Here is a 12450-nt window from a genome sequence, read left to right as displayed (position 1 = left end):
ATCATCGTCGCCAGTTATCTACACGGCCAATTCCAATAGGAGCAGACATGAGCCGCACCGTTTTCTGTCGCAAGTATCAGGAAGAACTGGAAGGACTGGATTTCCCGCCCATGCCCGGCAAGAAAGGCCAGGAGATCTGGGAAACCGTCTCAAAGAAAGCCTGGGAAGAATGGCAGAAGCAGCAAACCATGCTGATCAACGAAAAACACCTGAGCCTGATGGATCCCAAAACCCGCAAATACCTGCAGGCCCAGATGGAACGCTTCTTCAACAACGAGCCCTTCGACAAGGCGGAAGGCTACGTACCGCCGGAAAAATAACCTTTATTGATCAAAGGCTGAGCAATCCGCAAAAGATCCGGAAATTTTTAGCCCCCAGCCTTGACTCAAAACAACGAAACCGGTTTAATAGCGCCCCGTTGCACAGCAGTAGCGCAACATGCCCGGATAGCTCAGTCGGTAGAGCAGGGGATTGAAAATCCCCGTGTCGGTGGTTCGATTCCGCCTCCGGGCACCATTAAGAATTCTGACGAAGCCCGCCTTGTGCGGGCTTTGTTTTTTATGGCGTCCGCGAAACGCCAATTCTCACTCCGCCTTTACGGCTCACGCGGTGGCCAGTTGCTCCTGCTCCGCGAGGAAAGCATCGATCTCCTTGAGGTATTCCCGGTTGTCATGATCCCACGGGTGGAAACCCGGACGGAAGTAATCGAGGTAGTTTCCGATCTGCTTTCGCAGCATACCAATATCACCAAAGGTATAACGGAAGAACTGGCGCCACCCCTTCAGGTTCCCCAGATGCCCTTCTGCCCGCAGAGCCTCGATGAAAACCGGTATGATCAATCCCCAGAAGACAAGGGTTGCCAGGACGAGACCAAAGCTTCGCAGACTATACGCTTTAATGCCGGTCCCCATCACTGCTTCGAAAACATCAAACGCTACTGCCTTATGTTCGGTTTCTTCCAGGGCATGCCAACGCCAGAGTGCCGCGTATTTTGGGTCAGCGCCATTGGTCAAACGGGGCTCTTTTAGCACACTGTCCGCCAGCAAGGCAGTAAAGTGCTCAAGGGCAATCGTGCCACTCAACGACACGGGCCTGGAATGCTTGGTGAAGCCATCAAGAATCCTCTTGACCCGCTTCTCGAATCGAGCCGCAGCCGGTACTTTATTAAAGAAGGCCGAGTTATAGACCTCATGCTCTCTACCATGCATAGCCTCTTGCCCGATGAATGCCGAAACGGCCTTCTTCAGTTCCGGATCGGTAATCTGGTCTCGATACGCACGGACGCTGTCAATAAAGAATCGCTCGCCCACAGGGAGTATTGCCGAGAAAGTATTCAGAAACGCAGTGAATACCGGACCAGCTGCTGTATTCCAGTTTGAGATTTTGCTCTCATCCAACTTGAAATCCAGGTCTCTGCGCACGGGGATCAGCATGGGTCGGTCAGAACTCTTACGTTTCGCCATTTTCAAGGATGGCTCAATGCTTGTTATTTTACTCATGAGAAAAACCTTGTTCGTTGAGAGGCGCATACTGGCCAAAGTCGCAAGTAGGAAATGGGCAATACTGCGCCTTCAGCCCCGGTGACTATTGAGATTCATCATAGAGGCCGACTTGAACTTAAAGGAATGGGAAAAAGCACCAAACGGCTAGCAAAAACGTCCAACACACATAAAAAAACAAGAAAAATATTTTTAATACAGACACTTAAAGACGCCTCTTCGGTCGTCTCCATTCAGATTGTCCCCTTATGACACACCTCTAAACTCAACCTTGCCGGCCAGCAGGTTGAACTGATGGGGCGGGGGCCCGCAGCGTCTGACTTCGGCGGGTATCATCAAGATGTCCCATAAAAAATAACCGCTAGCCATGTAGCGGTTATTTTGCGAGCTTTGTTATTTCTGGTGTCCACTTACTTCTGACCTATCGGCTTATAAGCCCGATACCCCTGCCCGTCAGCCCCCTTCTTGACCGTAAAGTACTCAGATCTCGCGACCAACAGATCAGAAAACTTCTTGGCGCCATAGGTCCGGGGATCGAAATCCGGGCGAGTGCGTTTGAGGAAGGAACCGGCTGCGGAAAAGGTCGCCCATCCCTGATCGTCCTGGGTTTGTTCCCAGGCTCGTTTGAGCAGTGCGACTTCCTCAGGAAGCTTTTCGGATTTCTTTTTCGGCGCTTCTTTTGCCGCTTTGGCCGGCTCATCCGACGTCACTTCCTCCGGATACTCCAGGTTCTCGGTGAAAAGAAAGTCATCACAGGCACTGCGGAATGAAACCGGCGTCTTCTTCTCGCCGAAGCCGAAGACATAGATCTCAGACTCCCTCAGCCGGGACGCCAGCTTGGTGAAGTCGCTGTCGCTGGAGACAAGAGCAAAAGCATCGAACTTGGAGGAGTATAGAAGATCCATGGCATCAATGATCATGGATGCATCGGTCGCGTTCTTGCCCTTGGTGTAGGCGAACTGCTGGATCGGCTGGATGGCCAGTTCATTGAGCACGGTCTTCCAGTTCTTGAGGCTGTCCACCGACCAGTCGCCATACGCCCGCTTCACCACCACATGCCCGTGAGAGGACAGTTCCTCTATAATCAGGGGCAATTTTGACAACTGAGCATTGTCTGCATCGATCAATACGGCAATCTTTTTATGCTGTTCAAGATCTTTCAACGGCGCTGTACCTTTGTTGTTGCATGCTGATACTCAGCATAGACGTTCTGACTGGAAAGACCTCTCAGGCAATCTGCCGAACCGCCCCCGGCGCCCCGGCTGCAAGAACCGCTGCTCCTGACACACAAACCGCCATGGTCAACACAATGGGCAATAACGAACCGCCGCTGAGCGTGGCTGATATCGCGCTGATGGTGCCGGCGATGGTGAATTGCGACGCACCCAGCAAGGCAGCTGCCGTGCCACCAAGGTGCGGGAAGAACTCCAGGGCGTTGGCCATGTTGTTTGGCACGATGGCCCCCATGAAGCCCACGGCAACGATGATACAGGCTGCAACAGCCCAATAGGGAGCGGCAGCCCAGGCGCAGAGCACCAGTGCGATGATTGCAACGGTCTGGAGGAAAACGGAAACCCTGAGAATATCGACGGACTCAAAACGATTCAGAAGCCGGCGGTTCAACAGGTTAATACAGGCCATGGCCCCAATGTTGGCGGCGAACAGGCCGGAGAACATGGCTTTGGATAACCCGAACCATTCCTGGTAGATAAAGGATGCATGGGTAATAAAAACCATCATGGCGCTGAAGCACAACGCCTGCAGCCCGATGAACCTCATGGTCACCGGGTGTCGCAGCACCAGCAGATAGTTGGTCACCAGAGTATGAACGGGCGTTGACTCTCTCTCCGGCCTCGGAAGGCGCCGGAACAACGCGAAATGCAGGATGACCGCCAGCACCATCGCGTACCCCGTCAGCATCAGGAAGATGGCCGGCCAGTCACTGATGGTCAGCAGCAATGATCCTATGGAGGGCGCAAGCGCCGGGGCAATAAACATGATTAGCCCGATGAGCCCGAACAATCGGGCCGCCTCGGAACCCTGGCTCTGATCCCGGACGATAGCCGGAACCGATACCGCGCAGAAGGCACCACCAATACCCTGGATCACCCGCCAGAACAGCATCTGATTGATCGTATCTGCGTGGGCAACCATAAAGGCTGCCCCGACAAATATCGACAACCCGCCCAGCAGAACCTGCTGGCGACCATAACGATCAGATAACGGCCCGCCGACAAGCTGAGCCAGCCCCAATGCGCCAACGTAGGCACTGAGGGTTAACCCAATCTGTCCGTGGGAGGCGCCCAGGGCATCGGAGATGTCCGGAAAGGCTGGCAGGTAGGCGTCCAGTGCCAACGGTCCCAGTGCGACCGTCATTCCCAATAGAATCGCCAGCTGAATCTGGGGCATAAAAACGTGAGAGCTCTGCGGGAAGGAGAATCAAGGATTTTCGTAAAACCACCTGTCAGGCAGCTTTGCGGAAATCCTCGATTCTCACCGTCTTGTCACGCTTCCGCTTGTACTTGCTTTTGTCTTCCACCACCCTCATGTGGTACTTCGGTGTTTTCAGCTCACGCTGCACAGTACTATGCTGTGTGGGCTTTGCCCTTTTTTTGGCCATGGCGAATTCTCCGGTTGGCACTGTCGTGGGTTTTCGGTGCCAAGTTTAGCACCTTCCGTTCACACTTCAGCAAAGGGACTATAAGGGATATCACTCACACTCTCAGTTCCTCGCCAGGTGCCAACGAATATAGGTAGATCTGTGTAATTGCGCTGGCCGGGTGCCGGACATGAAATACAACAACCCTTGCTCAGGAGGCCACCATAGTGCTCATTGCCTTGCTTGCCATTTTTGCCGGTCTGGCGCTTCTGGTCTGGAGCGCTGATCGGTTTGTTGAGGGCTCTGCGGTCACCGCCGGGCATTTTGGCATGCCGCCACTGCTGATCGGGATGGTCGTGGTTGGCTTCGGCACCTCCGCACCTGAGATGGTAGTTTCCGCCTTGGCCGCCTCACAGGGTAATCCCGGACTGGCGCTGGGCAACGCCTACGGCTCCAATATCACCAATATTGCCCTGATTCTCGGTATCACTGCGGTGATTTCTCCAATTGCGGTGCATTCCCAGGTCATGCGGAAGGAGCTGCCCATTTTGATCCTGGTGACGCTCCTGGCAGTTTGGCAGCTTCTGGATGGTTCTCTCAGCCGGCTCGATGCCGTTGGCTTACTCCTGACCTTTGCCGCATTGCTTACCTGGAGCATCTGGTCGGGCATGAAGCAACCGGATGACCCTCTCGCGGGTGAAGTGAGCGCGGAGTTGAAAGCGCACGCCATGCCCATTCGCAAGGCGGTGTTCTGGCTGGTGGCCGGGCTGATTCTGCTGATCATCAGTTCCCGCATGCTGGTTTGGGGGGCGGTAGACCTGGCCACAGCGTTTGGCGTAAGCGATCTGATCATCGGACTGACCATTGTGGCCATTGGAACCTCATTACCGGAACTGGCATCGTCTGTCATCGCTGCCCGCAAAGGCGAGCATGATCTGGCACTGGGCAATATTCTTGGCTCCAACCTGTTCAACACCCTGGCAGTTGTGGGTATTGCCGGCATGATTGCGCCAATGTCGGTAGCAGACGAAGTTCTGGTGCGGGATCTTCCCGTAATGGCGGGACTTACCCTCGCGCTGTTTGTGCTTGGCTACGGTTTCCGTGGTCCTGGCCGGATCAACCGGGTGGAAGGTGGTCTGCTAATGACTTGCTTTATCGGTTACACCGCCTACCTGGTGTCCACCACGTTCGGGCAGTAACCTGCCCGAACTCAACGACAGCGGGGCCCTAACGCAACAGACATTCGCGGCTGAGGGCCTGGCTCACCTCCCTGCGCTGGCGCCGCAGGCGGTTGCCCCGGTCATTGCTGTAACCGGCCCTGAGTTGCTGCTGAATTCTGGCCAGACGCTTACGGTACCCTCCACACATTTTCTGATGGCGCGCTTCCGCTTTCTTCCGGGCGGCGGTAGAGCGCCGGTCCGAACCGGATCGTTCCAGACTGCGACTTACCTGTTGATTGATGGTGGTTACACGCCTGCCCTGTTCGATGTTCTCGGACATGGGCACAACCGAGGGCTCGGTAAGCGTTACGGTATCGTGCTCGCGACTCGGTGGTTGTCTATCACTGAAGTGCACCACACCATCGGCGTCCGTCCAGGTATATACACCTGCTGACACCGATAATGCGAACAATGAAGCTATAAGAAAGACGGCCAAACTCCCTGGCATATGATTCCACTCCCTGTGGTTTCAAAAATGAGCCAGGGACTATAGCAGAGGTTATTGGTCCAGTAATTCGATCCAGTGCTGAACCGGTACATCCGCTTTGGTTTCCAGGTGCATCTGGCACCCGATGTTGGCGGTGACAATGCGGTCCGGATGATCGACGGTCAGCGCTTTCAGCTTGTTGTCCAGCAGCTTCTGGCTCATCTCCGGCTGGAGCACGGAGTAGGTACCGGCTGACCCGCAGCACAGGTGCTTGTCTTTGGTAGCAGCCAGGTTCACGCCCGCTTTGGTCAGGACCTGCTCCACCACGCCATTCTGCTTCATGGCATGTTGCAGGGTGCAGGGGCAGTGGAACGCCACCTTACCCGGGCTCTGGGTCACTTTGAGTTTTTCCAGGTCCTGCTGGAGCAGGAACGCACCCAGATCGATGGTCAGCTCACTCACCTTTTTCGCCTTGGCGGCGTACACCGGATCATCCTTCAGCAGATGACCATAGTCCTGCACCATGGCGCCACAACCGGAGGCAGTCATGATAATGGCTTCGGCACCGGCTTCGATAGCGGGCCACCAGGCATCGATGTTCTGGCGCATGCGCTCCAGGCCTTTCTCGTGTTCGGAAAGGTGGTAGTTCACCGCACCACAGCAACCGGCCGCTGGCGCTTCCACCATGGTGATACCGAGGCGATCAAGCACACGGGCAGCAGCGGCGTTGGTGTTGGGCGTTGCGGAGGGCTGCACGCAACCGGCCAGCGCCAGCACGATGCGGCTATGGCTAGCCTCAGGCCAGGGGCTGGCTTCTTTTCTGGGCGGCACTTTGGTGCGCAGCTTTTCCGGCAATGCCGGACGGAACAATTGGCCGAGGCGCAACAGCAAACCGAACAGTTTGCGGTTGGGAAGGACTCGTGCCAGTGCCCAGCGCACCCACTTGTCTTTCGGCGGGCGGGGCATTTCCTGATCGATCAGGCCACGGCTGATATCCACCAGGCGGCCGTACTGGACGCCGGAGGGGCAGGTGGTTTCGCAGCTGCGGCAGGTGAGGCAGCGGTCCAGGTGTTCGCGGGTTTTTTCGGTGACTTCCTGGCCTTCGAGGAACATTTTCATGAGGTAGATGCGACCGCGGGGGCCGTCGCGCTCGTCATTGAGTTCCTGATAGGTGGGACAGGTTGCCGTGCAGAAGCCGCAGTGGACGCAGGCCCGCAGGATGGACTCGGCCTCCTGTCCTTCCGCGGTGTTGGCAAATTGTTGAACTAAATTGGTTTGCATGATTTACCTAGCCTTCTGGATTCGAGTACAAGCGTCTGAGCACCGCCTTCCGAAACACGCTACAAGCACATCCATGTGCGCTTGGGCTCCGCCATCCATGGCTCCGCACAGTTTCGGAAGGCGGCACTCAGACGCTTCCCGGACATTTCAGTTGATTACAACCAGCTATAGAGCCGGCCCGGGTTAAAAATGCCGTCGGGATCGAACGAGTTCTTTAATCGCCGCTGTATGCCTTTCAGGGCATCCGGCTGGTGTTGCATCACTTCCCCCCCGCGATCACCGCCACGGAACAGGCTGACCTGTCCCCCAGCCTCTTTGGCCAGCGCCTCCATCTGTTTCAATTCCGCGTTGCCGCGGTACCAGCGCTGGGAGCCGGCCCAGTCGATCAGCCAGGGGCCGTCGAGCTTTGGATTAGCAGCAGTCGAGCCGACGGAGAAGCGCCATAACGGGTCGTCACCGGTGAAGAACTCATGGCCCATATCCTGGATCTGGCGCCAGAACTGGTCGCCGTTTTCCATCACGTCGCCGGACCATTTCTGTGCGGTGGCTTCCACCGCTGAGCGAGCGCCGGACAGGCGGAGGTAGACTTTGCCGTCGAGCCAGCAGGCGGCGGTGATGGGCTTGGGTTCAGCCGCGCGGCTGTTCATGTAGTGGATGACGTCGTCCGCGGACATTTCCTGTGCCAGGGTCAGGGTAGCGGCGGGTTTGGGCATGACTTTCATACTGATTTCGGTCAACACCCCCAGGGTGCCCATGGCGCCGGCCTGGAGCCGGGATACGTCGTAGCCAGCCACGTTTTTCATTACTTGGCCACCGAAGCGCAGATGCTCCCCCTTGCCGTTGATCAGCCGTACACCGAGCACCTGATCACGCACAGAACCCGCCCAGGGGCGTGCCGGACCTGACAGGTTGCAGGCGAGCGTGCCACCGATGGTGGAGTCTTCGCCAAAGTGCGGTGGTTCGAAGTGCAATGCCTGCCCTTCTTCAGCCAGGGTGGCTTCAATTTCTTTCAGGGGGGTACCGGCGCGCACGGTGAGTACCAGTTCCACCGGGTGGTAGTCGACGATTCCTGTGTGTTCTCCCACATTGAGAGTACCGGCATCCAGATCGGCAGCACGGCCCATGAAGGCCTTGGTACCACCACCAACAATATTGAGTTTGTGTCCGCCATCGCGGGCCTGGAGCACTTGCTCCTGTAGTGTCTGGAGATTATCAGCCATGGGCGGCTTCCGTATGGTCGTGCTTGTGTAATTTGTATTCGAGTGAGCGGTATTCCTGGCAGAACCGCAAAGCCGGGACGCCTTTACCGGGGTTCAGGATGCCCTTCGGGTCGAATGCAGCTTTGAGGTCATGGAACTGTTGCAGTTCTTCATCGTTGAACTGCACAGCCATCTGGCGAACTTTCTCAACACCCACGCCGTGTTCCCCGGTGATACAGCCGCCCACTTCCACACACAGGGAAAGGATGCTGCTACCAAAGGCCTCGGTACGTTCGAACTCGCCGGGCACGTTCGCATCGAACAGGATCAGCGGGTGCAGGTTGCCGTCTCCGGCGTGAAAAACATTGGCCACCCGCAGGCCGAACTCTTCCGACATTTTCTCCATCTCGGTCAGAACGCGGGCAATCTCCCGACGCGGAATGGTGCCGTCCATGCAGTAGTAGTCCGGCGAGATGCGGCCCACGGCCGGGAAGGCGGACTTGCGCCCCTTCCACAGCAACGCTCGCTCTTCCTCGCTCTGGGAGGTGCGCACCGAGGTGGCGCCCAGCTTGCGAAAGACCTCTTCCGCTTCGGCGATGTGCTCATGGACTTCCTCTTCGGTGCCGTCCACTTCACACAGCAGCAAGGCTTTGGCATCGCGGGGATAGCCGGCCTGGGCAAAGTCATCGGCGGCGATAATGGCGTGGCCGTCCATCATTTCCAGGCCTCCGGGGATGATGCCGTGGGCGATGATGCCACCAACGGCGTCTCCGCCTTTCTGTACGCTGTCGAAACCGGCCATCACCACCTGGGCGACTTCCGGCTTGGGCAACAGCTTGACCTTCACTTCCGTGACTACACCCAGCAACCCTTCAGAGCCGGTCATCAGCGCGAGGAGATCCATACCGCAACTGTCGAGGCCATCACTGCCGACGGTGACTACATCGCCCTCAACGGTGACCATTTCCACACTCAGGATGTTGTGCACGGTCAGGCCGTACTTCAGGCAATGTACGCCGCCGGAGTTTTCCGCCACATTGCCGCCGATGGTGCAGGCAATCTGAGAGGAAGGGTCCGGGCCATAGTACAGGCCATACTGGGCCGCTTCCTCGCTGATCGCGAGGTTACGAACGCCGGGCTGCAGACTGGCCGTGCGCGCCAGCGGGTCGATATCGAGGATTCGGTTGAACTTGGCCAGCGACAGCACCACGCCTTCCTTGTTCGGCATGGCCCCGGCACTGAGCCCGGTGCCTGCGCCACGGGCCACCACCGGGACGGTGTTTTCATTACAGATACGCATCACCCGCTGTACCTGTTCCACCGTTTCCGGCAGCACTACCAGCAACGGCATCTCGCAATACATGGACATGCCGTCGCATTCGTAGGGCTTCATGGTTTCGTCATCGGTAATGACGTATTCCGGGTCGATAAACGTCCGGAATTGCTCCGCCAGTTCGGCTTTGCTGATTTTCGGATTGGTTGTCATATCAATCTCTGGGTATATGTCGCTTTAGCTGTGACAGCCATTAACCGCGTTTGGTTTCAAAATGATCAATACCGGCCTGGGCACAGTCCATATCCTGCTGCGGAGTACCGGAACTCAGGCCAATACCGCCCACGACTTCGCCGTCGACAATCACCGGCAGGCCTCCCCCGACAGAACTGATGCGGCCACCCACTTCGGTGTGAATACCGAACGCCAGGCTGCCCGGCACGTTGACCTTGTTGTAGTCGTGGGTGGCTTTCTTTGCCGCGGCCGCCGTAAAAGCCTTGTCCTGGGCGATGGTCACGCTGGTAATCTTGCCGCCGTCCATTCGCTCAAAAGCAATCAGGTTTCCCGACTCATCCACTATGGCTATGCACATGGGTACGCCAATCTCCCTGGCTTTTTCGGCAGCCCCTGCAATCAAGGTCCGGGCATCAGCCAGGTCCAATCTGTTGACCGTGAGCATAATAATGACTCCTTGAATTTATTAACCGTAAACCAGCCCCGGCAGCCAGGTCACAATGCCGGGTATCAGGATGCACATGAACAGTCCGAATGCCTGAATGGCCAGGAACACCAACGATGACTTGAAGATCGTGGCCATGGATATCTCCGGCGGGCATACCCCGCGGAGGTAGAACAATGCATAACCGAACGGAGGACTAAGGAACGACATCTGCATATTGACCAGATAGAGCACACCAAACCAGAGCACAACATCATCGCCTGCCACCGGTGGAAAGCCGAATAGCCCTGGAAACTCCAGTGCTTTGACAATAGGAATGAAGATGGGAACTGCCAGCAGCAGAATACCCACCCAGTCCAGAAACATACCCAGGACCACCAGCAGGAACATCAGCAGGAACAGAATGCCATAAGGCGACATGCCAGTACCGAGGATGGCATCCGTTACAAATTGCTGGCCACCCTGAAGGATGTAGAAGCCGACAAAGACCGAGGCACCGAACATGATCCATAGCACCATCGCAGATGCCTTGGTAGTGGTTACAGATGCTTCCCGCAGCCCGCCAATAGAGAACTTGCCGTGCATCATGGCCACCACGATGGCCCCGAAGGAGCCAATACCCGCCGCTTCTACCGGCGTTGCGATGCCACCGAACAGCAGGCCGAGCACCAGAAAGACCAGCACCAGTGGAGCGATCAGGTTTTTGGTGAGAAGAAGCTTTTCCTTGAAGGAAATCCGCTCTTCCACCGGCACCGGCGGCCCCAGTTTCGGATTGATCCAGCTGCGGATCAGCACATAGGCAATGTACAGGGAAGAAAGCATCAGGCCCGGGATCACGGAGCCGAGATACAACTCACCGACCGATTGCTGGGCGACAACCGCGTAGAGAATCGCCAGGATCGAGGGGGGGATCAGTATACCCAGAGTACCGCCAGCCATGATTGAGCCCAGCGCGATCTTCTGGTCGTAACCGCGCTTGAGCATCGCCGGCAGAGCGATGATACCCATGGTGACCACGGCGGCTCCGATAACACCCACCATGGCTGCAAGGAGAGTAGACGCCAGGATGGTTGCTGTCGCCAGACCACCGCTGAGGCCACCCATCCACTTGTAGACCACACTGAACATTTCCTCAATCAGGCCCGCACGCTCAAGCATCGAAGCCATGAAGATAAACAGCGGTATCGCCGCCAGATCAGAGTTGGTCATCATCGGGAAGATGCGACCCGGCACCAGGTTCAGCATCATCGCGTCGCCCACCAGGTATATGAACATCACCCCGAGGCCACCGGTCACGAAAGCCAGCGGAAGCCCCATCATCAAGGCCACGGCCAGAGAACCAAACATCAGATAGGTCAGAGGGCCGACCTTGACGTCAGAGAGGCTGCCGGAGAGCTTGAACAGGAATTTCTCGTCGCTCCACGGATCGTAGAAAAGAATGTTGATCATCTCAACGCAGATAACAAATGCCAGTGCCACTGTGGCGATAATCATCAGCCAGGTACTGAGCTTCCCCACAAGGTTGCTGCCCGGCACAGTTGTTGGACTTGTAGTCATGCCGTGCGCTCCCGACCAAGACGAACGAACAGAACAATATCCTTGATCAGCTTGGATATGCCCGCGAGTAAGAGAAGGAGGGACCCCACCACCATCATGCCTTTGACCGGCCAGTGTTGGATGCCCCAGGTCTCAACAGTGGTTTCTTTCATGGCGTAGGAATCCTGGAAGAAGCTCCAGGAGGTAACCAGCAGGATCAGGGCAAAAATGAAGAAGAACATGGACGTAAAGATGTCCAGACCAACTCTTCCCCGTACTGGCAGCATGTTGTACATCACATCCACACGCACATGTGCGCCATGAAGCATGGCAAATGCGCCTGCGAGCATATATTGCATGCCAAGCAGCAGATAGCTGGCTTCATGGACCCAGATGGTCGGCATGTTGAAGATGTAGCGCATGACCACCCCAAAGAAATAGAAGACAACGGCGTTGATTGTCCAGAACGACACGAACAAACCGGATTTGTCACAAATCCAGTCCACTACTTTGGTAAACCAGTTCCCCTCGAACTGGAGATAGATCAGCGGATCGTCCTCTTCCGCCTGCAATTCGCCCGGTGTCAATTCCGGTTCGACAGTCTCGCCTCCGTGACCACTACTCCACTTGTCCCAGGCCATCATGATCAGCGGCATGACCGCAAGCCAGCCCCAGTAGAACCAGTGCGGCATTACGAATCCGAAACCTTCAAGATCAGACATGTTGTTACTTCCTCA

The 12450-nt window shown here is 56.5% G+C and carries 13 protein-coding genes and 1 tRNA gene; 3 read left to right on the top strand and 11 right to left on the bottom strand.

What is annotated here, in order from left to right:
• Window positions 1-47 precede the first annotated feature (47 nt).
• Complete coding sequence (locus tag Q0Y21_RS01615) at window positions 48-320, top strand: oxidative damage protection protein (RefSeq protein ID WP_297790903.1); 273 nt, start codon at window positions 48-50, stop codon at window positions 318-320.
• Window positions 321-440: 120 nt separating this feature from the next.
• Window positions 441-516: transfer RNA gene (locus Q0Y21_RS01610), tRNA-Phe, on the top strand.
• An 86-nt stretch (window positions 517-602) separates the two neighbouring features.
• Here the strand turns inward: Q0Y21_RS01610 and Q0Y21_RS01605 are convergent.
• The 4 genes from Q0Y21_RS01605 to Q0Y21_RS01590 form a co-directional block, all read right to left on the bottom strand.
• On the bottom strand, window positions 603-1499 hold the full coding sequence (locus Q0Y21_RS01605; protein ID WP_297790901.1) for a metal-dependent hydrolase: 897 nt from the start codon (window positions 1497-1499) through the stop codon (window positions 603-605).
• A gap of 410 nt (window positions 1500-1909) precedes the next feature.
• Window positions 1910-2662, bottom strand: coding sequence for an NYN domain-containing protein (locus Q0Y21_RS01600; RefSeq protein WP_297790899.1), 753 nt, complete (start codon window positions 2660-2662; stop codon window positions 1910-1912).
• A gap of 64 nt (window positions 2663-2726) precedes the next feature.
• Window positions 2727-3908: a multidrug effflux MFS transporter gene (locus Q0Y21_RS01595; protein WP_297790897.1), complete on the bottom strand. Its 1182-nt coding sequence runs from the start codon at window positions 3906-3908 to the stop codon at window positions 2727-2729.
• 55 nt (window positions 3909-3963) lie between these two features.
• Window positions 3964-4119, bottom strand: a complete 156-nt coding sequence (locus tag Q0Y21_RS01590) for a hypothetical protein (RefSeq protein WP_297790895.1) — start codon at window positions 4117-4119, stop codon at window positions 3964-3966.
• Between the two features lie 206 nt (window positions 4120-4325).
• Between Q0Y21_RS01590 and Q0Y21_RS01585 the strand changes: the two genes are divergently transcribed.
• Window positions 4326-5297 carry a calcium/sodium antiporter gene (locus Q0Y21_RS01585; RefSeq protein ID WP_297790893.1) on the top strand — a complete coding sequence of 324 codons (972 nt, stop codon included), beginning with the start codon at window positions 4326-4328 and terminating at the stop codon, window positions 5295-5297.
• Between the two features lie 28 nt (window positions 5298-5325).
• On the opposite strand, the gene Q0Y21_RS01580 is transcribed toward Q0Y21_RS01585, so the two are convergent.
• The 7 genes from Q0Y21_RS01580 to Q0Y21_RS01550 form a co-directional block, all read right to left on the bottom strand.
• Window positions 5326-5766 (bottom strand): DUF4124 domain-containing protein, encoded by a 441-nt coding sequence (locus Q0Y21_RS01580; RefSeq protein WP_297790891.1) that lies wholly within the window; start codon window positions 5764-5766, stop codon window positions 5326-5328.
• Between the two features lie 51 nt (window positions 5767-5817).
• The gene (gene glcF, locus Q0Y21_RS01575; RefSeq protein ID WP_297790889.1) at window positions 5818-7026 is read right to left on the bottom strand and encodes a glycolate oxidase subunit GlcF; all 1209 of its coding nucleotides are present in this window, start codon (window positions 7024-7026) and stop codon (window positions 5818-5820) included.
• A 155-nt stretch (window positions 7027-7181) separates the two neighbouring features.
• Complete coding sequence (glcE, locus tag Q0Y21_RS01570; RefSeq protein ID WP_297790887.1) at window positions 7182-8246, bottom strand: glycolate oxidase subunit GlcE; 1065 nt, start codon at window positions 8244-8246, stop codon at window positions 7182-7184.
• A complete protein-coding gene (locus Q0Y21_RS01565; RefSeq protein ID WP_297790885.1) occupies window positions 8239-9711 on the bottom strand; it encodes an FAD-linked oxidase C-terminal domain-containing protein in 1473 nt (490 codons plus the stop codon). Before Q0Y21_RS01565 ends, glcE begins: the two co-directional genes overlap by 8 nt.
• Window positions 9712-9751: 40 nt before the next feature.
• Entirely contained in the window at window positions 9752-10177 is a 426-nt protein-coding gene (locus Q0Y21_RS01560) for a heme-binding protein (RefSeq protein WP_297790883.1), read from the bottom strand.
• Between the two features lie 21 nt (window positions 10178-10198).
• On the bottom strand, window positions 10199-11734 hold the full coding sequence (locus tag Q0Y21_RS01555; RefSeq protein WP_297790881.1) for a TRAP transporter large permease subunit: 1536 nt from the start codon (window positions 11732-11734) through the stop codon (window positions 10199-10201).
• Window positions 11731-12435, bottom strand: a complete 705-nt coding sequence (locus tag Q0Y21_RS01550) for a TRAP transporter small permease subunit (protein WP_297790879.1) — start codon at window positions 12433-12435, stop codon at window positions 11731-11733. Before Q0Y21_RS01550 ends, Q0Y21_RS01555 begins: the two co-directional genes overlap by 4 nt.
• Between the last annotated feature and the right edge of the window lie 15 nt (window positions 12436-12450).

The sequence above is a fragment of the uncultured Marinobacter sp. genome (genome assembly GCF_947259545.1).
Classification (GTDB): Bacteria; Pseudomonadota; Gammaproteobacteria; order Pseudomonadales; family Oleiphilaceae; genus Marinobacter.
Note: the sequence above shows the minus strand (reverse complement) of the source record. Positions and strands in the feature narration are given on the sequence as shown.